Source organism: Rhodoferax sp. AJA081-3 (genome assembly GCF_017798165.1).
Lineage (GTDB): Bacteria > Pseudomonadota > Gammaproteobacteria > Burkholderiales > Burkholderiaceae_C > Allorhodoferax.
This window is the reverse complement of sequence record NZ_CP059068.1, coordinates 2099888-2124510: the sequence shown is the minus strand read 5'-3', so window position 1 is coordinate 2124510 and position 24623 is coordinate 2099888. Positions and strand designations below refer to the sequence as shown.

20 protein-coding genes and 1 pseudogene are annotated in these 24623 nt (G+C 59.4%); 10 read left to right on the top strand and 11 right to left on the bottom strand.

Annotated elements, in window-relative coordinates:
* Positions 1 to 150 precede the first annotated feature (150 nt).
* The 4 genes from HZ993_RS09895 (at position 151) to HZ993_RS09880 (ending at position 6119) form a co-directional block, all read left to right on the top strand.
* Positions 151 to 2538 (top strand): TonB-dependent receptor, encoded by a 2388-nt coding sequence (locus tag HZ993_RS09895; RefSeq protein WP_209397532.1) that lies wholly within the window; start codon positions 151 to 153, stop codon positions 2536 to 2538.
* A 162-nt stretch (positions 2539 to 2700) separates the two neighbouring features.
* A complete protein-coding gene (locus HZ993_RS09890) occupies positions 2701 to 4074 on the top strand; it encodes a GH1 family beta-glucosidase (RefSeq protein WP_209397530.1) in 1374 nt (457 codons plus the stop codon).
* Positions 4071 to 5423, top strand: a complete 1353-nt coding sequence (locus HZ993_RS09885; protein ID WP_209397529.1) for a hypothetical protein — start codon at positions 4071 to 4073, stop codon at positions 5421 to 5423. The genes HZ993_RS09890 and HZ993_RS09885 overlap by 4 nt, the downstream gene beginning before the upstream one ends.
* Before the next feature lie 177 nt (positions 5424 to 5600).
* Entirely contained in the window at positions 5601 to 6119 is a 519-nt protein-coding gene (locus HZ993_RS09880; RefSeq protein ID WP_209397527.1) for a hypothetical protein, read from the top strand.
* On the opposite strand, the gene HZ993_RS09875 is transcribed toward HZ993_RS09880, so the two are convergent.
* From HZ993_RS09875 to HZ993_RS09865, 3 genes are all read right to left on the bottom strand, one after another.
* On the bottom strand, positions 6116 to 6694 hold the full coding sequence (locus HZ993_RS09875; RefSeq protein WP_209397525.1) for a YqiA/YcfP family alpha/beta fold hydrolase: 579 nt from the start codon (positions 6692 to 6694) through the stop codon (positions 6116 to 6118). The genes HZ993_RS09880 and HZ993_RS09875 overlap by 4 nt on opposite strands.
* A 5-nt stretch (positions 6695 to 6699) precedes the next feature.
* Positions 6700 to 8013 carry an MFS transporter gene (locus HZ993_RS09870; RefSeq protein ID WP_209397523.1) on the bottom strand — a complete coding sequence of 438 codons (1314 nt, stop codon included), beginning with the start codon at positions 8011 to 8013 and terminating at the stop codon, positions 6700 to 6702.
* A 64-nt stretch (positions 8014 to 8077) separates the two neighbouring features.
* Positions 8078 to 8449 (bottom strand): YqiA/YcfP family alpha/beta fold hydrolase, encoded by a 372-nt coding sequence (locus HZ993_RS09865; protein WP_209397521.1) that lies wholly within the window; start codon positions 8447 to 8449, stop codon positions 8078 to 8080.
* Between HZ993_RS09865 and HZ993_RS09860 the strand changes: the two genes are divergently transcribed.
* Complete coding sequence (locus HZ993_RS09860) at positions 8424 to 9125, top strand: hypothetical protein (RefSeq protein WP_209397520.1); 702 nt, start codon at positions 8424 to 8426, stop codon at positions 9123 to 9125. The two genes, HZ993_RS09865 and HZ993_RS09860, sit on opposite strands and share 26 nt — an antisense overlap.
* Positions 9126 to 10402: pseudogene (locus tag HZ993_RS09855) on the top strand (IS256 family transposase). It begins immediately after the preceding gene.
* A 472-nt stretch (positions 10403 to 10874) separates the two neighbouring features.
* Here HZ993_RS09855 and HZ993_RS09850 read toward each other — a convergent pair.
* Together HZ993_RS09850 and HZ993_RS09845 are read right to left on the bottom strand one after the other, a co-directional pair.
* Positions 10875 to 12140 carry a hypothetical protein gene (locus tag HZ993_RS09850; RefSeq protein ID WP_209397518.1) on the bottom strand — a complete coding sequence of 422 codons (1266 nt, stop codon included), beginning with the start codon at positions 12138 to 12140 and terminating at the stop codon, positions 10875 to 10877.
* Between the two features lie 51 nt (positions 12141 to 12191).
* Complete coding sequence (locus HZ993_RS09845; protein ID WP_209397516.1) at positions 12192 to 12887, bottom strand: NUDIX domain-containing protein; 696 nt, start codon at positions 12885 to 12887, stop codon at positions 12192 to 12194.
* 114 nt (positions 12888 to 13001) lie between these two features.
* Between HZ993_RS09845 and HZ993_RS09840 the strand changes: the two genes are divergently transcribed.
* A complete protein-coding gene (locus tag HZ993_RS09840; RefSeq protein ID WP_209397514.1) occupies positions 13002 to 13841 on the top strand; it encodes an isochorismatase family protein in 840 nt (279 codons plus the stop codon).
* 9 nt (positions 13842 to 13850) lie between these two features.
* Here the strand turns inward: HZ993_RS09840 and HZ993_RS09835 are convergent, their stop codons facing one another.
* From HZ993_RS09835 to HZ993_RS09820, 4 genes are all read right to left on the bottom strand, one after another.
* Positions 13851 to 14645 carry a sterol desaturase family protein gene (locus HZ993_RS09835; RefSeq protein WP_209397512.1) on the bottom strand — a complete coding sequence of 265 codons (795 nt, stop codon included), beginning with the start codon at positions 14643 to 14645 and terminating at the stop codon, positions 13851 to 13853.
* Positions 14646 to 15103: 458 nt separating this feature from the next.
* Positions 15104 to 15955, bottom strand: a complete 852-nt coding sequence (locus HZ993_RS09830) for a DUF4198 domain-containing protein (RefSeq protein WP_209397510.1) — start codon at positions 15953 to 15955, stop codon at positions 15104 to 15106.
* A gap of 10 nt (positions 15956 to 15965) precedes the next feature.
* Positions 15966 to 16241, bottom strand: a complete 276-nt coding sequence (locus tag HZ993_RS09825; RefSeq protein ID WP_209397508.1) for a hypothetical protein — start codon at positions 16239 to 16241, stop codon at positions 15966 to 15968.
* 24 nt (positions 16242 to 16265) lie between these two features.
* Positions 16266 to 17897: a DUF4331 domain-containing protein gene (locus HZ993_RS09820; protein ID WP_209397506.1), complete on the bottom strand. Its 1632-nt coding sequence runs from the start codon at positions 17895 to 17897 to the stop codon at positions 16266 to 16268.
* A 156-nt stretch (positions 17898 to 18053) separates the two neighbouring features.
* Between HZ993_RS09820 and HZ993_RS09815 the strand changes: the two genes are divergently transcribed.
* Complete coding sequence (locus tag HZ993_RS09815) at positions 18054 to 20072, top strand: UvrD-helicase domain-containing protein (protein WP_209397504.1); 2019 nt, start codon at positions 18054 to 18056, stop codon at positions 20070 to 20072.
* 11 nt (positions 20073 to 20083) lie between these two features.
* Here HZ993_RS09815 and HZ993_RS09810 read toward each other — a convergent pair whose 3' ends face one another.
* Entirely contained in the window at positions 20084 to 21346 is a 1263-nt protein-coding gene (locus tag HZ993_RS09810; protein ID WP_209397502.1) for an FAD-dependent oxidoreductase, read from the bottom strand.
* A gap of 184 nt (positions 21347 to 21530) precedes the next feature.
* Here HZ993_RS09810 and HZ993_RS09805 point away from each other — a divergent pair, with 184 nt between their 5' ends.
* Positions 21531 to 22532 (top strand): 2-dehydropantoate 2-reductase, encoded by a 1002-nt coding sequence (locus tag HZ993_RS09805; RefSeq protein ID WP_209397500.1) that lies wholly within the window; start codon positions 21531 to 21533, stop codon positions 22530 to 22532.
* 146 nt (positions 22533 to 22678) lie between these two features.
* Positions 22679 to 24205, top strand: a complete 1527-nt coding sequence (locus HZ993_RS24850; protein WP_305847095.1) for a methyl-accepting chemotaxis protein — start codon at positions 22679 to 22681, stop codon at positions 24203 to 24205.
* Here HZ993_RS24850 and HZ993_RS09795 read toward each other — a convergent pair.
* Complete coding sequence (locus HZ993_RS09795; RefSeq protein ID WP_209397498.1) at positions 24202 to 24612, bottom strand: YidB family protein; 411 nt, start codon at positions 24610 to 24612, stop codon at positions 24202 to 24204. The two genes, HZ993_RS24850 and HZ993_RS09795, sit on opposite strands and share 4 nt — an antisense overlap.
* Positions 24613 to 24623 lie beyond the last annotated feature (11 nt).

Sequence of the window (24623 nt, the reverse complement as noted above, 5' to 3'; positions counted from 1 at the left end):
GGTGGCAAAACACGACACAGCCAGAAAAAATAGACAGCGTTGTCATTTAAATTGACAGCGCTGTCTAAATTGTGCATTATCCAGCCACTCCGACACCACAGCAGCGTGTCGGCGTGCGCAGATAACATCAAACACAGACAGGAGACAAACGTGAAAAGTCCAGCATTCAGGTTACGAAAAGGTTTAGCGTCCCCCATTCAACTTGCCATCTTCACGCTACTGGCTGGCACCGGTTCGGTGTATGCCCAGGCCAAGGCCGATGGCAACGATGTTGCGTTGCCCGAGGTGGTTGTCACCGCGACCAAACGCCTTTCAACCCTGCAGACAACTCCCATTGCGGTGACATCCATCAGCGCGGCGGAACTGGACAAACACCGTGTGCAAACCGTGCAAGACCTGTCGGCGCTGGTGCCCAGCTTTCAGGGCACAACCCAGGGCGACCACGGCGTCATCACCATGACACTGCGCGGCGTTGGCAATGACAGCGCCAAGACCGAATACGCCGATCCCGAGATCGCCATTTTTGTGGACGGTGTGTATTCACCGCGCGCCGAGGGTGCCGCCGCTCTGCTGTTTGACATGGACTCGATCGAAGTCTTGCGCGGACCCCAGGGCACGCTGTGGGGGCGCAACTCCACCGTGGGTGCAGTCAATATGCAGACCGCCAAGCCGGTGCTCAAAGAGCAGTTTGGTAGCGTGCAAGGCGGGCTGGGCAGCTACAACCAGATCAGTGGGCGTGCCAACTTCAACGTGCCATTGGGTGAAACGGCTGCTATGCGTGTGGCCGTGGTCCACGAAGCACACGATGGATATGTGGATTACCAGGCCCCCACCCGTTATTCCGTGGCACAGCAACAGGCGGCCTACCTGGCCGGTGGCGGCACACTGGCGAACTTTCAGCCCATCAACTACAACCTGTTCACACAAGGCGGCCAGAAGTACAACGCGCAAAACCAAAGTGCAGCACGCGTCAGCTTCATGTTCAAGCCCTCGAACGCCTTGTCGTGGAATATCTCGTACGAGAAGTTTGCCGACCGCGGCGCGCCCAGCATGGACCTGATGCAAGTGCCCCGCACGGGCCAGAGCCAGTGGTCTGCGCTGATCGACACGGCGCCGTATCTCAAGCGAGACGTGGATACCGTGCGCAGCCGTCTGGACTACGACCTGGGCGGCATGAATCTGGCCTATACAGCCGGCTACTCCCGCTTTACCGGCTCCAGCACCTTTGACCAGGACCGCGGGCTCAACGTGCCCACCAGCTTCAACACCGGTGGCAGCTACCAGGAAGACCGCACCAACTGGTCCACCTACACCAACTACAGCCATGAGCTCAGTCTGCAGTCCACGGGCAAGCGCGACGTGGATTGGATCTTGGGAACCTATTACGCCGCCGAAGACAATAGCATCCGCTTTGACATTCCCATCATGAACGGCACACAGCAAGGCACTGTGGGATGGCAGGGCTCTTTCATCCAACCCAAACAGACGGTCAAATCGGCAGCGGTATTCGGGCAGGTCACCGCCAACCTCAGCGATGCTTTGCACCTGACGGGTGGTTTGCGCTACACCTCGGACGAGCGTGCAAACATCGGCGGCCGTGGCCATGGTTGGGCCTATGACCCCAATGTGCCTGGTCGTCCCATTGATCCGGGTCTGAACCCTGCGCTGCCCGGTTCTGGCTTCAACGACGGCTGCTGCAATGACGGCAAGTACAGCAATAGCAAGGTGACCTGGTTGGCCCGAGCGAACTACGACGTCAGCAAGGACATGATGGTCTATGCCAGTGTGTCCACCGGCTTTAAATCCGGTAGCGTGCAAGACGGTGGCGCCACCTACAAGCCAGAGACTTTGACGAACTACGAAGTCGGTACCAAACAAAGCTTCCTGGGGGGTAGGGTCAAGTTCAACAACGCGATCTATTACGCAGACTTTAAGGATTTTCAGTTCTCCGCACCCGTGTTGAATGCGGATGGCACACGCTCCTTCCTGACCGACAACGCCGAAGGCGCGACGGTCTCTGGTTTTGAGAGTGAGTTGTCTGCCAAGCTGACGCCGGACGATCGGATTCAAGCCACGCTGGCGTTTACCCAAACCAAACTGGGCAAGCTGATTGGCCTGAGCAATGACTACAACCTGCCCGGTCCTTGCAAATTGGTCAATATCGGCAATGGATGCCTGGACGTAACTGGCAATCGCATGCCCCACGCGCCGAGTTTTGCGGCCACGATTCAGTATGAGCACACCTTCCGCATGGGTGACGGCGCCACGCTGATTCCGCGCATCAGCCTGCACTACGAGACCGACAGCTGGTTGAGTGTTTTCAACTACGGTGAGCTCGACAAACAAGCGGCCTACACACGCACCGACCTGGGTCTGCGTTACAACTCGGGCAAGTCTTGGTACGCCGATGCCTACATCCGCAATGTTGAAAACGCCAACATCAAAACCAGTGCGGCCGGTGGGCCAACCATTGATCTGGCCGTGGCGCAGTACAAGCCGCCCCGCACCATCGGCATCAACGTGGGCTACAACTTCTAAACCCGGTTCAGCCAATTTACCCGTCGCGAGTGTGTGCGGCGGGCGCCCACAGTTTTCAATGGGGTTCCGATTCGGGGCGGATCGGTTGGGTGTCGCCACCACATGCGCGGCGGCACCCTTTTTTATGCCTGTGTACAACCCACCATCTAACTGACTGTCTCCATGAATTTGAGTGAATCCATATCCCCATCATTGATCGAACTGTCTCGCTGTTTGCGCCCAGACTTCCAGTGGGGCTCGGCCACCAGCGCAGCCCAGATCGAGGGTGCTGCGGCGGTAGACGGCAAAGGCCCGTCGATTTGGGACCGCTTTTGCGCAGAGCCGGGTCGCATCAATGACGGAAGCAATATTGATGTCGCTTGTGACCACTACCACCGCTTTGAGAGTGATGTGGCCCTGATGAAAGGCCTGGGTCTGGATGCCTACCGCTTCTCTATTGCCTGGCCACGTGTGCAAGCTGCAGGGCAAGGCCCCTGGAACGAAGCTGGCTTTGCGTTTTACGACCGCCTGATCGATGCCTTGCTGGCGGCTGGCATACGCCCCCACGCCACGCTGTACCACTGGGATCTGCCCTTGGCCCTGCACGAAGGCATGGGTGGCTGGACGTCGCCCGCCATCGTGCCCCTGTTTGCAGACTATGCCCGCGAAGTGGCACGCCGCTTTGGCAGTCGCCTGGCCAGCATCGCCACGCTGAACGAGCCCTGGTGTGTGGCCACCTTGGGTTACGAGACCGCACAATTCGCGCCTGGCCAGACCAGCCGCGCGACAGCGGCCCAGGTTTCCCACCATTTGATGATGGCGCATGGCGCCGCCATCCAAGCCATGCGCGAAGTGTGCAAGACGCCATTGGGCGTGGTGCTGAACCACACCCCAGCCTTCGCTGCGGAGGCCGTAGAGGCCGACCGCCGGGCTGCCCGTATTGATGACGGCCTGAACGTCCGCTGGTACATGGACCCGATTTTTCGCGGCAGCTACCCGGCCGACATCCTGGAGCATCTGGGCACGGATGCGCCCACGGTTACACCCGAAGACCTGGCCCTGATCCACCAGCCGTTGGACTTTCTGGGTGTCAACTTCTACACACGCAGTTTCATCAGCACCCAACAGCCACCCAAGGCAGCGCCCGGCAAACAGGGCTTTACCGACATGGGGTGGGAGATTTACCCCAAGGCGCTGACCCAGCACCTGGTGCGCATCAGCCGTGAGTATTCACCCCCGCCCATCTTCATCACCGAGAATGGCATGGCCAATGCCGACCAGGTCATAAACGGTCGTGTGCCCGATGTGGAGCGGATCCACTACCTGAGAGAGCATCTGCGCGCGCTGGCACTGGCTGTTGAATTGGGCGTGGATGTACGCGGTTACTTTTACTGGAGCCTGTTTGACAACTTTGAATGGAACTCGGGCTATACCAAACGGTTTGGCCTGTTCCATGTGGACTACTCCACGCAAGAGCGCTTGGCCAAGGACAGTGCGCACTGGTACCGCGACTTTATTGTGGGGTTCAAATCGCGTCAGCGCCTGAAAAATCTATGACCCAAGCCACCAAGAACAAACGCTCCGCATTCTCCTGGGTTCCCAGTGCTTACCTGGCGGAGGGCATCCCCTTCGCCATGGTGATATGGGTTGCCGGGACCATGTTCAAGGATTTGGGCCATAGCGACAGTGAGATCACCGCATCCACAGCCAGTATAGGGATCATGTGGTCGTTGAAGCCGCTCTATGCCGGTTTCCTGGACATGTTCAAGACCAAGCGTTTTTGGGTCATTGCCATGCAACTGGTGATGGCGGGTTTGCTCGGCCTGTGGGCCACGTCACTGGCTTTAACCAATTATTTTGTAGTGGGGATTTTGCTGCTGTGGTTGCTGGCCTTTGCCTCCGCCACCCAGGATATCTGCATAGACGGGGTGTACATCACCTCGCTGGACAAAGGGGCGCAAGGCAAGTTCATGGGGCTGCAGGGCGCATTCTGGAATGCCGGCCGTATTTTTGCCACTGCGGTGGTGGTGGGTGCTGCCGGTTATCTGCAAAAAAGCGGCATGGATGCAAGGAGCGCATGGGCCATGGCTTTGGCTGTGAGCATGGGGGCCATGGCGCTACTGGCGGCCTACCACTACTTTGTGCTCCCACCCGGTTCGGTGCCAGAGCGCCCCGCCAACACCGCGGCCGTGGTCGGCACCTTCAAGGACCAGTTTCTGGACTTTATCCAGAAGCCCCATCTGCTGGGCATGCTGATGTTTGTGTTTTTGTTTCGCCTGGGTGAGGGTTTTCTATTGCTGGAGGCGCCACTGTTCATGCAGGGCAGCGTGACCAACGGCGGGCTGGGCATGTGTGCCACCAGCGCAATCAGCGCGGCCTGCCCGCACCTGTTGGAAGACAAGGCGCTTATCGACGGCTTCATCAGCACCGTGGTCAGCCTGGCCTTTGGTTTGCTGGGTGGCATATTTGCAGGAAAGTTTGGCCTCACCCGCAAGACCCTGGTGTTCATGGCGCTGTGCCTCAATCTGCCGCACATCACCTTCTACATTTTGAGCTGTATGGTGTCGCCCGACGCACCGGTTTCCTTGCCCGTCATCGCCACCTTGGTGACGATTGAGAAGGCCGGTTACGCCTTCGGCTTTGTGGCAAACATGCTGTACATGATGCAGCAGATATCGCCCGGCAAATACCACATGACGCACTATGCCTACTGCACGGCCATCATGAATCTGGTGCTGATTCCCACACAAATGGCCAGTGGTTTTCTGGCCGACCACATGGGTTTTCAGACCTTCTTCCTGGTGGTGATGGCGGCGTCTATTCCTTCTGTGTTGGGTGCTTGCTTCGCACCGTTTCCGAACCCAGTAGTTGGGGACAACAGCAAGCCCGATGTTGCGCGACATTGACACAGGGGGCAGCTTTGCCTGTACGTAACAACACGTTGGTGAGCGGTAAACAAAGGTAAAGGCCGTCAACACCGCGGCTTGGCTGGCGTTGTAGGATCAAGCCCTGGTGCAAACCGGGCTCGCTCAAGAGGGTCGGAGCCTATACGACCGTCGTTTGATGAGTGAGAGTAATCCACCATGTTGAATACCAAGTCCCTGATTGCAGTTGTAGTGCTGGCGGCAGGTGTGGCGGGCGCCGCACACGCGCAGGTCTACAGCAATGTCACCGTTGGCGGCGCCTTTGCCCCAGGTGTGTTTGGGCAGATATCCATTGGCAACAATGTGCCACCACCGGTGATGAATGTGCAGCCCGTCATTGTTGGGCGCCCGGTCTACGGTGCTGCGCCCATTTACCTGCACGTTGCACCACAGGAATACAGTGATTGGGGTCGCTACTGTGGCCGATACCGCGCGTGCGGCCAACCGGTGCACTTTGTGCGGGTGGAGCAAAACAACCGTTGGTGGGATAACCATCACCCAGGCCACTACCGCCATGACGGCGGACACCGATCCGACAACCGCCAGGACAATCGATATGACAACCGTCATGACAACCGGCGCGACCATCGCGGAGACCGTGATCACCGTGACCACCGCAACAACCACCATGAGAACTACTGGGAGCCGCGCTTTGAGAGCAAACGCGGCGAACGCTAGGCCAGAAAATCCAGCACCGCACCCAGGTGCTGGTCGTAGTCGCTCAGCGCGTGGTCGCCACCCGGCAGCAGCTTGATGGTGGCGCCCGCGTAGTGGCCCGTCATCTCGCGCCAGTCCAGCACCTCATCCCCCTTGGCAATCACCGCAAAGTAACGTTCCGGTCGGCTGATCTGCGCAATCTCTTGCGCCACCAGCTCGTCCACGTAGGCGGCTTCAAACACAAAGTGCTGATCGGGGTCGTGCCATACCGTCTGGTCACCCAGGTGTGCGGCCAGGTCGCGTGCGGGGCGCACGGCGGGGTTTAACAACACCGCCCGGCAGCCCCAGCGTTCGGCCAGCCACGTTGCATAAAACCCGCCTAACGAAGAACCGATGACGGCTGTGGTCGTCAACGGCCAATCTGCGGTTGCCCGCAGTACCTCTTCCATGGCCTGTTGGGGCGACGCGGGCAGAGCGGGGCACAGCCAGGTCATGTGCGGGAAACGTTCTGCCACCGCAGCAGCGGTCATACGCGCTTTGGTGGACGCGGGCGACGAGCGAAACCCGTGCAGGTACAGCAGGTGGGTGGTGTGCATCGCCTTCATGCGGACGCTGTACTGGGCTCTGGCAAGCTGCGGATCTGCCGAATGCTGTCGTGGTTCCACGCCCAGCCGGCCAACAGCAGTGCGCCTATGCCGCCAATACCCATTGCGTAGCGAAGCCCCAGGTGCTCTCCCACGTAGCCACCCGCAAGGGCACCCGGCCCCGCCGGGATCAGGATCAGCCAGCGCATGGTGCTGGTCATGCGGCCCAAAAGGGGTTCGGGGGTGACGGCTTGGCGCAAGGCCAGAAAGTTGATGAACAGGAGTACCGCGCCCATGCCAAAACACATCAGCATCCCTACAAACGAAACAATCCCCCACACGCCTGTGGGCACCAGTGCAAGTTGCAGCCAGCCGACGCCACAGACGGAAAACCCCAGCACCAGGCAAGGGCCGGGGCCGATGCGGCGCGAAATGCGGTTGCCGAAAATGCTGGCCAAGACAGTGCCAACGCCCAAGCCCACGTAACACAGGCCCACCTGGTTTTCATTCAAGCCCAGCTCGCGCGTGGCGTACAGAATCTGCACCACCATCGCACACTGGTGAAAGAACTGCCAAGCCCCTACGGATACCGCAAGTGACACCAACAGGGGCTGGCTGGCTACAAAGCGCAGGCCGTCTTTCAGGTCGCGCCAAAAGTGGGTTGCCTCGTTGTTGATGCGGTTCTCGGTCACCTTCAGACCGCGCAAGATGAACACGCTAAAGGCCAGCAACACGGCGTCTGCCAGCAGTGCAAACGGCGCACCCACCAGCTTGATCAAGGCCCCGGCAACGCCCGGACCAGCAACGTCAGCACCCGACGAAGCCAGGGCATTTTTTGCGTGGGCTTCGACCAGGCGCTCGCGGGGCACCACCTGTGTCAGTACGATCTGTGCGGCCGTGCCGGCCGTCACAAAAACACAACCGATGGCAAAGGCCACGATGTACATGAACTGCATGTTCAGCAGGTCGAAATACCAGGCCAACGGCACACTGGCCAGCACCACTGCTATCAGGCCCTCGCCCACCACATAGACCGGCAGCTTGCGCACCCGGTCGAGCCAAACCCCGGCTGGCAAGGACAACAGAACAAAAGGCAGCAACTCCATCGCCGTGAGAATGCCCATCTGCGACGGCGTTGCGTGGAGCAACACCGCCGCCGTCATGGGCAGGGCCAGCATGGTGATCTGGCCACCAAAGGAGCTGATCAAAATAGACAGCCAAAGACGCCGGTACGTGGCGTCACGCAGCAGGTCGTTGGCAGGGAGCGCAAGCCACTTCGGGCGCCATAGCGCCCACAGTGAACGCCCCGCGCTTGTGGCATTGGGCGGCATACAAAATTGGGGTAGTTGTGACGTTCCGAACCAAACGTCGGTAGTCTGTGTTTGATTCTAGCCGTCAGTTCAAAGCCGGCGTGCCCAGCGGCCGTTCCAACAGCCTCAGGCGGTTTGCCACATCCGCCTTCACCTTGAACAACTCGGCGGTCGGTCTGCGGCTCTGCATCGCTTGCTTGGGAGCTGCAAGTAAGGTGGGGCAGAGCCATTTGATGCGCGGAATACGCTCCGCCACCGCAGCAGAGGTGAGGCGTGCTTTGGGGGATCCGGGCGACGAGCGAAAGCCGTGCAGGTAGAGTATGTGTGGGTGTGCATGGGGAAGTCGCCGATGCCATCGTTGGCTCAAGCGATAGGGCTTTGTAAATGTATGATTGCTTGCCAACCAGGCGTGCAAATGAATACGCTCAGCTATGAAAATTAATGTCTCAACAGCCATTGCGCTGGTCTGCCTACTGTTCGGGATGAGCGGTGCTTGGGCAGCTAGATCTGCACCCCTCGTGGAAAAGAGCTACACGTTCGAAGAACAGTCATCGCGTACCGCGGAGCAAATTCGCGACTACATACTGGCAGGCGCTGGGAAATACAAAGAGCTGAGCTATAAGGTTGAATCCGACAGCCCTGGGTCCCTGCAGCTTGAATTTAACAAGGGCAATAACCACTATGTGTCTGTCGTTTTCACTTACGACCATGCGGGATTTAAGACGGCATACGTCACGAGCAAGAATCTGAACTACACCGAAACTAACGGAGTACGCTCTATCCATCCCAACTATATGGTTTGGTTGGACGAAATGTTCCTTCAGATGAAAATCGCGCATGCCATGCGGCTCAACGCGAAAGGCGAGCCAAGTGATATGAAAGCAGTGGCTGAGCTCAACTTTGCGACCAACACCGGAGCGGCAACGGTTTATTTTGACAAGTCGGATGCAAGCAAGCAATGTGGGAGTTTTGATCGCATCGGGACCGTCAGCAAGTTGTCACCTGAGGACGAGGCTGAGCGGCAGAAAAAGGTCGAAGAGTGGAATGAAAAGTACAAGGATTCTATTTTTGGCAAGAGGGGAGCCTGTCAGAAATTTTGTGTGCGAGGCATAACATGTCAACAAGGAGCATGAATGCCAAGCAAGACAAAGAGCGCCACGGTGGCGGACAACGCAACACAACTTCAAATCCCAGCCGAGTTGCTGGACCAACTGGTGACCGGCCCCATGACAGCCGGTCAAGTCCAGGGACTGTTTGACCAGTTCAAAAAGGCCGTGCTGGAGCGGGCACTGGCTGGAGAAATGAGCCATCACCTGGGCTACGCGCCGGGCAAGGCCAAACCCGAGGGAGCGCCTGCAAACCACCGCAACGGCAAAAGCGCTAAGACGGTACTGACCGATGCAGGAGCCCTGCGCATTGACGTCCCGCGCGACCGGGAAGGCACGTTCGAACCCCAACTCATCGGCAAACACGAGCGCCGTTTCACCGGCTTTGACGACAAGATCATCGCCATGTACGCGCGTGGCATGACCGTGCGCGAGATACAGGCGTTTTTGAGCGAGATGTACTCGGTCGATGTATCGCCCGACCTCATCAGCCGCGTGACTGACGAAGTCATGAGCGAGGTGACAGCCTGGCAGAGCCGCCCATTGGAATCCATGTACCCGGTGGTGTTCTTCGATGCGCTGCGCGTCAAGATTCGTGAGGACGGGGTGGTGCGCTCCAAGGCCGTGTACTTGGCCCTGGGCGTGCTGGCCGATGGCAGCCGCGACATCCTGGGGATCTGGGTCGAGAACACCGAAGGGGCCAAATTCTGGATGAAAGTGTTCAACGATTTGAAGACCCGAGGTGTGCAGGATATCCTGATTGCCGTCACCGACGGGCTCAAAGGCATGCCAGAGGCCCTGGGCGCGGTGTTCCCGGCCACGACACTGCAAACGTGCATCGTGCACCTGATACGCAACAGCCTGGACTTTGCCAGTTGGAAGGATCGCAAGGCGCTGGCTGCGGCCATCAAACCCATCTACACGGCGGTGAGCGCAGAGGCAGCACAGGCTGAACTCGATGCATTTGAGGCAGGTCCCTGGGGCCAGAAGTTCCCCACCGTGGTGGGAGCCTGGCGCAGGGCTTGGGACAGAGTGATTCCCTTCTTTGCGTTCCCGCCCGAGGTACGCCGTGTGATCTACACGACCAATGCCATTGAGAGCGTAAATGCCAGACTGCGCAAGATCATCAAGTCAGAGGACACTTCCCCAGTGACGATGCGGCCACCAAGCTGATCTGGCTGGCACTGCGCAACATTACCGAGGATTGGGGACGTGCGGCTAACCACTGGAAATCAGCCATGAACCAGTTTGCCATCCTCTACGGCGACAGGTTCACGCAGCCCACTCACGGGGGTGCAAAATGAAGGAGCTGAACCCTGCCACTCAGGGTTCTACCGGGGGGGGCCTCCGGCGGCCTGGCAGGGGCCTTAGTTTGAATAAAATTTACCCATCAGCTGATTTCTGAAACCGCCTCACACACAGAAATTCTGACACTCCCCAAGAGGGCCCTCCAAAAATACGTTCCTATCGATACGGCGTTAACTCGTTACGTCCCCGGATCGAGCCCAGTTCAAATTCGAAGCAGTGCTTATGTGGCGGGAGGGTCGTGTGGACCCTTTAACCATCGTTTCACACCTGAGAACGGAAAAAAATACACGATTGAACTTAGTGTTACGTTTACCGGTGGGAAATATATTGGATACTGCAACCAAGAGATATTCGACGATACCGACCCCGAGTTGCGCGTTCCAGTGCCAAAGGAAGAAATTCCTGAGTGCAAGAAAAAGTCGTGGCTAAATTTTGGCCAAACTACAAATTGATAGCCCGAAGGCAGCCTTAGCGCTCAACATCAAATCGACGGTACTTTGGCTTGGCTGGAACCGTAGTTAGAAGCAGTGTGAGGGTTTCCGGTGTGTATTCGATGAAGATTCCCAAATCTCTCAGAAATGCCTTTCCATCGCTCTTTTTGCTTTCGTCATCAATACAGTTGAATAGCACGGCATCGCCGACTAACGAGGCAAATATTTTTGATGCGCTGATCGTTGAATTGACTTCGCATGTCAGACCATATGTCATCGGCTGACTATCGATGGCAAGAGGTTGGTAGTTGCTGGTTTGCTTGAACTTGAGCGTTTGGCTGATATCAAAATTGGGTGGCAATTCAACAGTCAGTTGATCGGTCACATTCACCGCTTGGTTCGTATTCATTCTTGATTTGAGCTGTAGCAGTCCAGCTGCCATTTGACGCTGCACTTTGAAGCGCGAATAGCTCTCTTTCACGTTCACCAGCCCATCTTCACTACTGACGATTTCTACTAACTTGTACGTCGTGTCATAGGTCACGCGTTTAAATTTTGGTTTCCAGTCTGGTTTTCCGGCAATGGCTGCCAGTATGGCGTTTTGGGCCTGGTCATTTGGGGCAGTTTCTTCAAAGAGATTCGGATTCAATCGCTTTGGATGGTCGCTGGAAGAAATGTCGGGGCGAGTGCTTAGCAGAACTTCAGCTGTGATATCCCCTTGTAGGGAGCAGAGCACCTTCACAGTATTCGGTATATCCGCATCGGGTTCAATCAGGAAAGCCCGTTCGGTCGACAGGAAGCCCGGTGCGCTACCACTTTGTGTGGCCACTGCAGTCCACCGGCCATCAGATGCCTTCACCTCCGTGCGTACGAAGACATCCTTGTCTTTGCGCAGCCTGCTGCTGTGAAAGATGAGTGGCTTGAGCTGTTCAGCGACTCTTTCAACAGTGCCTTCTGCTTTGAAACCCCAGTAATAGTAAAGGCCGCCTGCCCCTAAATTCGAGGACTCATCCAGATAGTGCGTTAGCGTCACACCTGCGACAACGGGCTTGCCTTTGAGCTCAGCCACATTGCCACTCGTTGCACTGCGGTCTGCGGTCTTGATCCAGCTCACACCTGCATTGCTGGCGATGCCGGTATGTGCGCGCCATGCAACGGCTTCCGCCTCCATGGCCTTGAAGAAGCTGCCAGTACAGGATGTGAAAGCGGCGAATGACTTCTCGACACCTTGCGCGTTCGCCGATGGCAAGCAGATTGCAAGCAATATGACGCACTGGGCGAGGCTGGCTGTAGATTTTTTCATGCTGTTCTGCCTTTCAATAGTTCTGTGATGACGTGTAAAAGCGCCTGCATATTAGGCCAGCGGTCGTTCCAGCAGCCGCAGCCGGTTCGCCACATCCGCCTTCACCTTGAACAACTGCGCCGGCCGGTGTGCGCCGCCCACGCGCTGGCCTTTGCATTCTTCCAGCACGTCCATCTCAGTCAGCTTGCGGCGGAAGGCACTCTTGTCCAGCGCCACGCCCATCACGTGTTCATAGGTCTCGTGCACCTGGGCGAAGGTGAACTGCTCTGGCAACAGGTAACAGGGCAGCGTGGAATATGCACTCTTGTCGCGCAGACGTTTGAGTGCAGTCTCAAAAATACGGTTGTGGTCGAACGACAGGCGTGGCACGGCGTTCACATCCACCAGATCAAACCCAAGGCCCGGTGCCGCAGTCTGTGCGTTGGCCAGCACCGCATGGTCTACCAGTGCAAAGTAGCTAAGGCTGACTGACCATCCCCGTGGGTCACGCGCGCCATCGGCAAAGCTGTACAGCTGCTCCAGGTAGGGCGGAGCTATGCCGGTCTTGGTACGCAGCACACGCAGCGCAGCGGCCAGACTGTCGGTGTCTTCTTGTTGGTGTACATAACCGCCGGGTAATGCCCATTGGCCGGCAAAGGGCTCGTTGGGGCGACGGCTGAGCACCACATGCAGCTGTTTGTCGTGCAGTGCAAACAGCACCACGTCTACAGTGACAATGATGGTCCAGTCGGTTTCGGGGTTTGGCATGGTTTTTTCATTCTAGCGATTAACCTGAGAATTTCATTGGTGAATTTAGTTAGTTGCAAAATGTAAATAACATGATTATACTGAAGCCGTAGACACACCAAGAGGACCATCTCCATGAAGGCATCCACCAACGTCCGCCTGCTCGTCATCGATCCGCAAAACGACTTTTGCGATATTTCGCGGGGCGCCCATCCCGCGCCGGCCTTGCCGGTCACGGGTGCCGACCAGGACATGCAGCGCCTGGCTGCCTTTATAGACCGCGTGGGCGACACACTGTCTGGCATCCACGTCACGCTGGACTCGCACAACCCCATCGACATTGCCCACCCCACCTGGTGGACCAATGACAAGGGCCAGTCGCCCGCGCCGTTTACCGTCATCACGTCCAAAGACCTTGCAGCAGGCCTGTGGCGCGCGCGTGATGTGCGGTTGCAAGAGCGCAGCCGCCAGTACGTGGAGCAACTGGAGTCGGCCCAGCGTTATGCGCTGGTGGTGTGGCCCGAGCACTGCCTGATCGGCCACTGGGGCCACAACATACACACCGCCGTGGCGCAATCGCTGGACGCATGGGCACGCAGAAAGCTGGATGTGGTGGACTACGTGACCAAGGGCACCAACCCCTTTACCGAACACTACTCCGCCGTGCAGGCCGAAGTGCCAGACCCGTCGGACCCCGACACCTTGCTCAACAGCCGCTTGATCCACACGCTGTCCGACGCAGACGTGGTCATCGTTGCCGGCGAGGCGCTGTCGCACTGTGTGGCCAACACCGTGCGCGACATTGCCAACAACTTTGGCGAGGACAACATTGCCAAGCTGGTGCTGCTGACCGATTGCTGCAACAGTGTGGGAGGCTTTGAACAACTGGGTGTTGACTTTGTGGCAGAGATGCAAGCCCGCGGCATGAAGACCGCGCGCTCCACCGACTACATGGTGCAGGTCGAACCCCGTTGACCCCAGTGGTCAGGTGCGTGCTGCGTGTGCCTGCGTCACCTTCTCAAACCGCGCGTGGTAATCCTCCCGCTCGGTCCCCATCCACCGGTCCCACCACGTAAACCACAGCCCATAGTTACCCTGCGCGGTTTCGTGGTGCAGGTGGTGGTGTGTCGTCGTGGTGAAGCGCCCACCCAGCCAATGCCGGGCAAAGCCGCGCGGCATGGTTTCAATGGACAAATGCCCATGGGCATTGCGCACGATCTGGTGGAAGGTGAAGACCAGCAACACCAGCCCATGCAGTGGCACCACCATCAACGCCAGGGGGGTCACCAGGCTGTTGATGAAGGCCTCCAAGGGGTGGAACGCATACGCCGCCCAGGGCGACGGGTTGCGTGAGCGGTGGTGGACGCCGTGCACGCGGCGAAACAGCCAGCGGCTGTGCAGCAGGCGGTGGGTCCAGTAGAAATAGAAGTCATGCCACAGCAGCATGGCAGGCAGGCTGAGCGCCAGCCACCAGTAGCCATACTGGCCGGGCTTGAAGTAGATGACCATGTCGCCACGCAAGACGCTGGCAAACACCACCAGGCCCTGGGCCGAGAAGATGAGCAGTGTGGAGAACGAATACACCATCTCGCGCCGCATGTCAGCGCTGGTGGGCCAGCCTGCAATCACGCGGTGCGCCAGACGTTTGTGCAGCCACTTGTGTACCACCAGCCAGAGCAGCAGCGCGGCGAGCAGGTAGTACAAGCCCTCGCGTACAAAGTTGGCGGCGAAGGCCTTGCCAAGCCATTGCCACGCATGGGGATCAGTCCATATAGTCATGGCGGGATTATGCACAGGCGCTGGTCCTTACCCCGGAGAGTGTTGGCAAAAGTGGCCTCTAGCCCGCGAATAATATAACGATTGCGCTATCTAATGTATAGCATCGTACATGCTGTACTCGCAAGCATGCGACCCCATATGAACCTTATCTGGGATGGAACGCAGGGTCGGTTCGCCAGCGAACATAGCGCCTGGTAAACAAAAGTAAACACGGTCAACTGCATGGGCAAGTCTGCGTTGTAAGTGCATGCCCGGTACTTATGTCGGGCTGCTGACAGCCAAGAAAGTCAAGCACAGTTGCACTAACAACGCTGTAGCAAAGACTACCGCTTTAACCAGCGGACGCTGCGACCCAGTTGGCTGAATCAAACTGTGGGTCGGTTTGAGGGCACCAGGGAAACCTGGTGCCCTTCTTCATTTGTGGCCTCTAGCCCCCGTCGCATATACCTGAATTGCTATCACTTTTGAAGTGATCTGCTGGGCACGTGGAATGTCAGGTTGCCCCAGAAGCTGTCCCAGTCCACACCTTCTTCATCACCATCGACCGCCGGGGTCATGTGCACCACGCTCACCATCCAGTCACCGGCATAGGGCAGGTTGAATGTGACCTCGCCCTGTGCCGATGTAGTGGCGCGGATCATCACCAACTGGCCGTTGTGTTTGTGCCAGGCCTTGACCAGTGCACCTGCCAGGGGTTGGTTATCGAACAGTATTGTGATGGGCAATGCGTCCCCCGGTGCCAGTGCCAGCGGGTTGCGCGCCGGCGTCAGCTCCAGGCGCTGGCCTGCATGCACGGCGTAGGTGGGGTCCAGGGCCTGCACGGCCTGGGGATTGGGGCCAACCTCGATCAGCGTCTTGATGTGGCGGCGGTAACGTTCGCGCGCGGGTGAGTTGGCGGTGCCCGCCTGCTCTCTCTGGGTCTTCACAAAATCCAGTCCTTCGTCGTGCAAATACGCGTGAAACGTGTTGGCTTCCAGCGTGATGTATTGGGGCGTGCTGTCATAGGCCAGCAGGTGGGTGCCGGGTGTATCCAGCGCCAGAGCAACCTCTGCCTCGGGTGCCTCGGCTGGCAAAAAGGGCCGCAGTTCTTGGGCGGGCTGCCCAGCGCGGTAATGGCGCAGTGCGCGTGTTGTGGGAATGGAAAAACCGGCTGCCTCGCCGGTAAAAAATTCGCCCACTTCCAGACGGAGATTCACCGTTGTGCCCACCGCCTGCGGTGAGGCGATGGGCGTCAACCAGAACTCGTGTGCCTGCACACATTGCGCCGCTGGACCCCACAGGCAGCCCAGCAGCGCAACGCTGCGCAGCATGGACGCGGCCTTAGATGTCGGCCGGCTCAGATGCATCGTCAGTGGCCAACTTGGCGTCGCCCAGCACCAGTGGGTCACTGGTTTCACTGGTAGCTGCCAGTTGTGTCTTAGCAAAAGCCACTACACCCGTGGCGCTATGCTCCACGGTAACTGGCACATCGGTTCCTACCACCAGCGTGGGGCCGGCGGGGGTTGTTGTGCCACCGCCGCCGCCACCGCAGGCGGCCAGCAGTGTTGTGGCACTGACTACCGCCAACCAACGGGTGTTCATCAAAGTTTTGTGCATGGTGTGTTCCTCACGTGGTGGGGGTTAGTTGGCGGCAGAGCCGGCATTGGGGGTGTTGAGGTAAGGGAAGCGGTTCAGGAAGGGCACGGTGGCCTGGTCCACGCCGTCGTGGATATTGGCGGATGTACCACCCAGCGGTACGCTGGAAGCCTTGCACGCCGATGTGAGCGATGGCACGCCTGGCACACCGTTCAGAGCCAGCGAGTTGTTGTCACCGTTGATGACGCACAGGCCACCCAATACAGCCACCAGTGCGATGTCGACCACGTCATCCTTGGGACGACGACCATTGGGGAAGCCAGCCAGATCCTTGGCCGTGGCCAGGTTGGCGGTACCACCGACACGCAGCACTTCACCGGCCACGCCCAGGCGGTTCTGGTCGGCAAACTGCACGGGGGCAATTGCGGTGTTCAGGCGCAGCACTTCAGACGGGGTTGCAGATGTGGGCTTGTTCACGCCGGTGATACCGGTCAAGAACACGGTAGCCAGGTCGGTGCGGGGCAGGTTGGTAGGTGCCAGTGCAGTGGCACTGCCCGACAACACCACGCCCAACAGCGCAGGCAGCGTGGGGTTGGTTACATAGGTCAGGAACTGGGTGTCGTCTTGTGGCTTGGAAGCATTGAACTTGTCTTTGTCTGGCAGGCCAATCACCAGTTCGTTGACCAACGGGTTGCCCAGGCGCGAGACCTGCACCCAGGCGCCGCCCGCCTTCTCGCTGGTCTGATGGCCGGATGCGGGTTTGCCGTTGAGCAGGCGTGTCTGGCGCATGCTGGCCGTGGTCCAGCCGCCAATGACGGGGTCGCTGCCAGCGGTCAGGCAATCCTTGTGCACTTCCAACGCGATGGAGGTCACGTTGTTCTTCTGGATGTAGTGTTTGCCGCCCTGGCCGGCCGCGTCTTTGTTAGCGGGGTCCAGCAGGAACGACGCGGGAGCGTTGACCAGATCAAACACCGTGCCCAGGTTGACGGCAAAACCTTCCTGGCGCTGGCCTACAAATACATAACCGGTGTCTTTGCCAGCAGGGCAGCCGGGTACCTTGACTGCATGGACGTGTTTCTGGGCATAGGCCTCATAGGCGGTGGCATCTCCCAGTGTTTTGGTGCCGATGTAGTCCACCGGCTTCTCAAAGGTAGAAGCACCATTGGTCTTGGCAACGGACTGAGACGTACCCTTGCGGCGGTCCCCGCGCACCATGGCCACGGTGTAGGTTTCGTTCAGGTTCAGGTTCGCGTCGGTCAGGTTGCTGACGGCACCGGCCTGTATCAGCGGGATGGCAACGTTGGCGCTACCTATGGGTAAGGCCACGCTGTTGAGCTTGTTGGTGAAGCGGAACTGGAAGGTAATGTCTTCCTTGGCGTCGCCGTTGTTATCCAGGTGGATCTCGTACAAGGCGTTGGGGTCCATCGAGAAGTAATTGGGGCCGCCGTAGGGGCCCTGCAGCGGCTGGTAGTTGGCGATCATCGTGACGTAGTCACTGCGGCCACCGGTGCCCGTGGCGCTGACGCCTTCGTAGCTGCGGAACATATAGAAGTCCGTGCCATCGACCTTGGGGCTGGTGGTGATAAACGGGGCTTCGCGGTGGCTGGCCGCCATCGCCGCACTGGCGGTAACCAACAACAAACACGCCTTTGCGACGTTGCCAAATTTGAACTGCATGGGTATCTCCTTGAATGACATGAACGGGAGCGGGAAGGTGCTCAGAGGTGAATACGCAGCGGCCTGGCCGTTGGATTCAAAAAGCGTGAATTAAATGTGGCGGGATGGCCCCGCACATCCGCTTAAGATGTGGCGCATTCCAAAAACAGGGTCGCAATGACGTCACCACCGCTTTTCCACCCGCAAAACATCACGCCCTCGCGGCAGCAGGTGGAGCTGCAAACCAGCAACAGCCCGTCGATCATCGTGGACGCCAACGCCGGGGCCGCCAAGACCACCAGCCTCGCGCTCAAGGTTGCAGAGGTTCTGGAGCAACAGCGGCGCAAAACGGGGCGGTATTGGCCCAAGAAAATCCTGACCTTGACCTACACCGAGGTAGCGGGGTTGGCATTCAGGCGCGCGTTGGAAAAAATCGGTGTTCCAGCCGAGGTTGTCAAAGAGCTCTGGATCAACACCTTTGACGAATTCGCGGTTTACATGCTGCAGGAGCCGGAGGGCAGCCGCGCCAGGACGGTCAAGACCCCCGAGGAACTCAAGGGTTACATTGCGCAATGCATGGATGAAGTGCGCACACGCGCCGAGCAGCGGGGCGACCACCACCTGCAGGTCCCCAGCGACGAGGGCGGCGGGTTTTATGAGCAGCTTATCCATCAGAGCTTGCGTATCAAGGGCAAGATGGTGCTGCCTGAAGCGCGGTGGTTGGGCGAACGTGTTGACCGCCAGCTTGCCGACAACGCAGGTGAGGACTACACGGTCCTCAAGGTCCTGGAGCGCTTGGAGCGTTTGCGCAGGCCGTCAGAAGAAGAGCCACCGTTGTTCCGCGCGCCGGGGGATGCCACCTACGATCTGGCCAGCACCTTGGGCGACATGTCGGTGGAAATGCCCCAAAACCTGTTCTCCAAATGGCCAGGCGGTCTGCACTTGTTGTGTGTTGATGAGTTCCACGATATGAACGCGGCGATGTTCACCCTGCTTCGCCGCCTGTTGGAGAGCAACACAAATGCCGTCTTCTGTGGGGTGGGAGACCCTGACCAGGTCTTGCACCAAAAGGCGGGCGCGGAGCCCAAGTTCATGGATGCTGCCTACTTTGCGCGGGAAACCGGGCGTGCCACCACGGTGATGCACCTGCCCGGCTCGTACCGGTTTGCGGTGCGCCTGGCGGAATTGGCCGGCAATCTGGCTGCCAAACCTTACGCTTCGTTTGCCAAACACGAGACCGAGGTTCATCCGTTTTTCTATGCAGCGCCATTGGAGTGTGCGCAGAAAATTGTTGAAGACGCGGCCGCCTGGCAGCGCCACGGCGGGGCGATGGGCCAGTTTGTCGTCTTGCTGCGCCATCCGCACCAGTCGGTGTTGATTGAGAATTTTCTGCTGGAGCAGAAAATACCTTACCGCACCTACCCCTTTCCCACCTACTTGCACCGCCCGGAGGTGTTGATGGTCAGGGCGTTGCTTGCGGCATCCCGTCCAGAGTTTGAGTTGGTCACGAGCCACCGCGCCCGCCATCGCATGGTGCAGGCGCTTGTGGATCTTGCGGGTGTGCAGTTTGACTATGCCGAGAGCGAAGCAGAGTCCCAGGACGAACGCCTCCATGCCGCCGTCAAGGAGATCCTGCACGACCAAAGCTTGTGGGGCACGTTCCTCAAAAGGCAAGTGATCGCCAAGGCGGATCCCGCCATACGCCGTCGCCTGGAGGCCGCCATGGCCGTGGCCGCAACCCACACGGGTGACACCATGCTGGATGCCATGCTGCAAGCGCTGGACATGCCGGGTCTTGCCGCCCACCATTGGGTGGAACGCCAGCGGTGTGCAGACGCCGTGGCGCACCTGGATGGTTTGAAACAGGCCGCTATGATTTTTGACAGCGCTGCCGCCTTCTTTCGCCACATCAATGAGCTGGATCTCTCCTACGAGAAGTTAGGGGATGCCAAGGCGCGCAAGAACTCTCTCATCCTCACCGACATCCCCTCGGTCAAGGGTCTGGAGTTTGAGCGGGTGACCATTCCATTCATCGCGCGGGGGGAGTTCCCGGCGGATGATGGCGGCACACTGGACGACGAGCGCAACCTGATGTACGTGGCCATGACCCGCTGCAGCCGCATATTGACCCTGATGTTTAGCCAGAAGCGGCCCAGTGCTTTTGAGGAAGCGATGTTGTCGAGCGAGAGGGCCTGACCGAGTGCAGGTCAGCGCGTGAAGCCATCCGCCTGCGTTATAGCCTGCGCAACATGCAGTGCCGATGCCACCGCACTCTCCAGCAGCGGGATGCCCTGTGCGGCGTACGAGCCGCAGAAGAACACACGCCGCCCCGGCTGCGCATGCAGTGTGTCCAGCTGCTGCAAGTTGGCCTGTGTGGCCAGGTCCACGATGGGGCGCTGCAGCTGGCAGTCTTGCAGCACCAGTTCCGCCGCTGGTTCCAGCATGGGGTTGATGGTCTGGAACAGGGGTCGCGCGTCCTGGTAGGCGGGCAGCAGGCGGTTGACCCAGATACTGACCATGGGCCTGTCATGGTCGGGTGACACCACGTAGTTGACCGGGCTCCAGTCCTTGGGGTCACCGGGCATCAGGCGCGCATAGTGGTGCATGACCACGCGCACGCCGCCGTAACGCACGGCCTGCAGTACAGCCCGTTCTTCGGGGCTTGCGTCATGCAGCATGGCCGCCACCTGGTTGGCTTGTGTGGCAAAGACCACGGCGCCAAAGTGCTCGGTGCTGCCGTCCTCCAGGGTGATGACGACGTGCTGCGCATGCCGGTGCACACTGCGTATACACGCGCCCAGGCGCAACTGCGCCACCCGTGCCGACAGCGCCTGCGCAATGGCCGCCGCACCCCCTACGGCGCGGTAGACGCTGGAGACAATGAAGTCGCGGTTGAAGTACTGCGCAATCAGCTCGGCGGGGTAGTTGCGCACCTCCTGGCAGCTCACCGTGTTGATGCCGGCAAAGGCGGGGACCAAAAAGCGGTCGGTGAAATCGTGGGAATACTTCTGCAGGTCCAGGTAGTCACCAATGGTGCGGTCGTGCAAAGCGCCCGCCACGAGGGCCTTGGGCGCTTCCCACAAAAACCGGCCCAGGTCGAACAGGATGTGCCGTGGTGCGCTGCGCAGCCAGGTGGCGGGTGTCACCCAAGGCAGGCTTTTGCCCAGCGCATGGATATTGCTGTAGCGGAAGTAACTTGCACCCCCCAGATCAGAAAAGCCGATGGATGCGTCCAGCGGCTCGACCGGCACACCGGTCTGCGCCAGCAGCGCAAACAGTTCGGGGTAATAACCAGGGTAGATGACACGCAGTGGCACATCCACTACGCCGCCCGGCGCCTGCACACTGTGTGCGCCAATGCCCAGGCGCGGCTGGCGCTCCAACAGTGTGACGTGGTGGTGCTCACCCAGGAACCACGAGGCCGCCAAGCCTGCCATGCCACTGCCGATGATTGCGATGCGTTGGGACATGGGGGCATGCTAACAGTGGGCCAGAGTGAGATTGGATACGAAGGTGGTTTAGTTGCTGGTTGCTTGATGCATTGTGGTAAAACTGGCAGCTAGCCCCCGTGTTATCTATTGGTATTGCTATGGTTATAGTAGCAATCTGTGTGGCTTGCATGCGTGGTGTTGTTCTTTTACCGAGTGAGGGTCTATGCATTTCATCGTAGTAGGCGCTGGCGCCATTGGCTGTTATGTCGGCGGGCGGCTTGCCGCCAGCGGGCAGCGGGTCAGCTTGGTCGGTAGGCCCGCCATCCTGGGTGAGATTGCCATCCACGGCTTGACGGTGTCCGACATGGACGGCTTCAGCGCCCATGTGCCGGCGGACCGATTGCGGTTTGCGGTGTCGGTAGCCGATGTGGACCTTAGTGGCGCAGCCGTGGTGTTGTTGTGTGTAAAAGGTGGTGCAACCGCCCAGGCCGCTGCCGAAATCGGTGCCGCGTTTGGCGCGGGCACACTGGTCATCTCCCTGCAAAACGGTGTTGACAACGTGCAGCGTATCCGTGACGCCGCGCCGCACTTGGAGGTGGTGGCTGGCATGGTGCCTTACAACGTGGTCTTGTCCAGCCCCGCCAAGGTGCACCGCGCCACCACTGGATATTTGCAGATAGGCGCATCCAAGCAGAGCGCCGAGGTGGTTGCCTGTTGCGATGCTGCCGGCCTGCCCATGGTGGTGGTGCCCGATATGCAGTCGGTGCAATGGGGCAAGCTGCTGCTGAACCTGAACAACCCGGTCAACGCACTGTCGGACTTGCCGCTGCGCGACGAGCTGATGGACCGCAACTACCGTGTGGTGCTGTCAGCGCTGCAGACCGAAGCCCTGCGTGCGATGGACGCGGCTGGCATCACACCGGCCAAGGTCGCCAGCGCGCCGCCGCGTCTGTTGCCTAAGGTACTGCGCCTGCCGGACTTTTTGTTCAAGCTGGTAGCGGCGCGCATGCTGCGCATAGACCCGTCCGCGCGCTCCTCCATGTGGGACGATGTGCAAAAGGGCCGCACCACCGAGATCGACGACCTGTGCGGCGCCGTGGTGCGGCTGGCGCAACAGCACGGCACGGCCGCACCCGCCAACGCCCAGTTGTTAAAGATGCTGCAAACCCACCGTGCGGGCCAGCGGCTCAGTGGTGCGGACCTGCGCCGCAGCTTGTCCGTGTAGGTGGGCGTTTTATTGCCAGTTGCGAGACCCTGGGAAATCAGACATAGTTACTCCGTCGTTGTGAATTCGCATCCCTGTGTGTGAGGCGCCCAAGACCTTGCCGGGGGACCATGCAGATGTTTTGGTTCTTTCAGGGACGGCGACACATGAAAAATTCACTCAACGCCAGGTTGCTGGCTGCCTTCGGCGCCATATTTGTTTTTGTGGCCCTGGTGTCCGTTGTGGCGGCAACCTTCACCTTCCGCACCCAGGGCAACTACCAGTCCCTGACCGACGGCACCCTCCGTGCCGGCCACCTGCTCACGGCCAACAGTGCGCTCTGGGAACTGCGCTACGCCATCTCGCAAGCCATGTCCGCGAATGCTGAAGGCACGGCAAAGCTGGCGCAGGCCGAAGCCAAACACTTCGCCACGATCGACCAGGCTTTGACCGCTTACGCCGGTCAGTCGCTTTCGGCTACAGAACGGGAGGGCCTGCAAACCTTGCGGGAAGGTTTTGCACGTTACGAGAAGGTCAGGCCCAAGTGGTTTGAGATGCGCATAGCCGGGCAGAACGACGAGGCCAAGGCCTGGCGCAGCCAGCACACCACACCGGTTGGCTCCGCACTGGTCGCCGCAATGACCAAGCAGATTGATCTGCAATCAGGTGCTGCGCAAGCGGAGTCAGGCCGCCTGCAACAAGAGGCCAGCTGGGTCCGCGCCATGGTCATGGGGCTGTGTTTGGTGGCGCTGGTGTTATGCGCCGCGTTGGCCATGTGGATCTTCAAAGTTCTTACCGGCCCCCTGGCGCTGGCAACGGACATCGCCAACCGAATCACCGAGGGTGAACTGGCCAATGCCATTCCCTATGACCGCGGCCCCTTGGGCAATCTGCTGGATGCGCTGCGCAATATGCAACAGAGCCTGGCGCAGACGGTGTCTGCCGTGCGCGCCAATGCAGAGAGTGTGGCCATGGCAGGCAGCGAAATTGCCGCAGGCAATGCCGACCTGAGCAACCGCACCGAGAGCCAGGCATCGGCCCTGCAGCAAACGGCATCCTCCATGGATGAACTGGGCAGCACCGTTGACCGCAATGCCGAAGGTGCGGGCGAGGCCAATGAACTGGCCCAAAGCGCCTGCACGGTGGCGATTCGGGGTGGCTCGGTGGTGGCGGATGTGGTCAGCACCATGCAGGGTATCAACGACAGCTCACGCCGTATTGCAGACATTGTTGGTGTGATTGATGGCATTGCGTTTCAGACCAATATCCTGGCGCTGAATGCGGCGGTTGAGGCGGCCCGTGCAGGTGATCAGGGGCGCGGCTTTGCTGTGGTTGCCACCGAAGTCCGAAGCCTGGCCCAGCGCAGTGCCAGTGCGGCGCGCGAAATCAAGGGCCTTATCGCGACCAGCGTGGAGCGGGTGGAGCAGGGGTCGGCCCTGGTGGACCGTGCGGGCGCCACCATGCAGGAAGTGGTGGCTGCCATCCAGGGTGTCAGCACCCTGGTCGGGGAGATCAGTGCGGCGAGTAAGGCGCAAAGCCAGGGCGTTGCGGTGGTCAGCAAAGTGGTGGCACAAATGGACCATGCCACTCAACAAAATGCCGCGCTGGTGGAGCAAAGCGCGGCGGCAGCCGACAACCTGAAAACCCGCGCACAAGAGCTGGTACAGGCCGTGGCCGTTTTCCGCCTGGCCTAACCCTTGAGCAGACCGCCCAGCATGCCCATCAGGTCGGCAGGCTGACCCAGCCCACCCTGCGGCAGGGTGCCGTTGGGGGTGAGCTGGTCGATGATGCCGGGCAACATCTGCGCCAGCTGGCCCGATACCTGGGCCGGGTCCAGACCCAACTGGTTGGCAATATTGGCCAGTGGGCCGCTGCCCAATGCGCTGGCAATCTGGTCGGCCGATATGGGCAGGTTTTGGCCTGTGCCGATCCACGAGCCAACGATGTCGCCCATGCCGTTCTGTTGGAACTTGTCCACCAGGCCGCTCAGTCCACCCAGCTCGGAATTGTTGGCCAGCAGGCCACCCAAGACTTCGCCCAGGCCGCCATTTTGCTGAACGTGCCCGCTGACGGCACCCATCACTGCATCGAATATTCCCATGTTGCCTTCTC

Bases quoted from the DNA above. Each gene is read 5' to 3' on its own strand.
- HZ993_RS09890 (WP_209397530.1), top strand. From the start codon at position 2,701: ATGAATTTGAGTGAATCCATATCCCCATCATTGATCGAACTGTCTCGC.
- HZ993_RS09885 (WP_209397529.1), top strand. From the start codon at position 4,071: ATGACCCAAGCCACCAAGAACAAACGCTCCGCATTCTCCTGGGTTCCC.
- HZ993_RS09880 (WP_209397527.1), top strand. From the start codon at position 5,601: ATGTTGAATACCAAGTCCCTGATTGCAGTTGTAGTGCTGGCGGCAGGT.
- HZ993_RS09875 (WP_209397525.1), bottom strand. From the start codon at position 6,694: ATGCACACCACCCACCTGCTGTACCTGCACGGGTTTCGCTCGTCGCCC.
- HZ993_RS09870 (WP_209397523.1), bottom strand. From the start codon at position 8,013: ATGCCGCCCAATGCCACAAGCGCGGGGCGTTCACTGTGGGCGCTATGG.
- HZ993_RS09860 (WP_209397520.1), top strand. From the start codon at position 8,424: ATGAAAATTAATGTCTCAACAGCCATTGCGCTGGTCTGCCTACTGTTC.
- HZ993_RS09865 (WP_209397521.1), bottom strand. From the start codon at position 8,449: ATGGCTGTTGAGACATTAATTTTCATAGCTGAGCGTATTCATTTGCAC.
- HZ993_RS09850 (WP_209397518.1), bottom strand. From the start codon at position 12,140: ATGAAAAAATCTACAGCCAGCCTCGCCCAGTGCGTCATATTGCTTGCA.
- HZ993_RS09845 (WP_209397516.1), bottom strand. From the start codon at position 12,887: ATGCCAAACCCCGAAACCGACTGGACCATCATTGTCACTGTAGACGTG.
- HZ993_RS09840 (WP_209397514.1), top strand. From the start codon at position 13,002: ATGAAGGCATCCACCAACGTCCGCCTGCTCGTCATCGATCCGCAAAAC.
- HZ993_RS09835 (WP_209397512.1), bottom strand. From the start codon at position 14,645: ATGACTATATGGACTGATCCCCATGCGTGGCAATGGCTTGGCAAGGCC.
- HZ993_RS09830 (WP_209397510.1), bottom strand. From the start codon at position 15,955: ATGCTGCGCAGCGTTGCGCTGCTGGGCTGCCTGTGGGGTCCAGCGGCG.
- HZ993_RS09825 (WP_209397508.1), bottom strand. From the start codon at position 16,241: ATGCACAAAACTTTGATGAACACCCGTTGGTTGGCGGTAGTCAGTGCC.
- HZ993_RS09820 (WP_209397506.1), bottom strand. From the start codon at position 17,897: ATGCAGTTCAAATTTGGCAACGTCGCAAAGGCGTGTTTGTTGTTGGTT.
- HZ993_RS09815 (WP_209397504.1), top strand. From the start codon at position 18,054: ATGACGTCACCACCGCTTTTCCACCCGCAAAACATCACGCCCTCGCGG.
- HZ993_RS09810 (WP_209397502.1), bottom strand. From the start codon at position 21,346: ATGTCCCAACGCATCGCAATCATCGGCAGTGGCATGGCAGGCTTGGCG.
- HZ993_RS09805 (WP_209397500.1), top strand. From the start codon at position 21,531: ATGCATTTCATCGTAGTAGGCGCTGGCGCCATTGGCTGTTATGTCGGC.
- HZ993_RS24850 (WP_305847095.1), top strand. From the start codon at position 22,679: ATGAAAAATTCACTCAACGCCAGGTTGCTGGCTGCCTTCGGCGCCATA.
- HZ993_RS09795 (WP_209397498.1), bottom strand. From the start codon at position 24,612: ATGGGAATATTCGATGCAGTGATGGGTGCCGTCAGCGGGCACGTTCAG.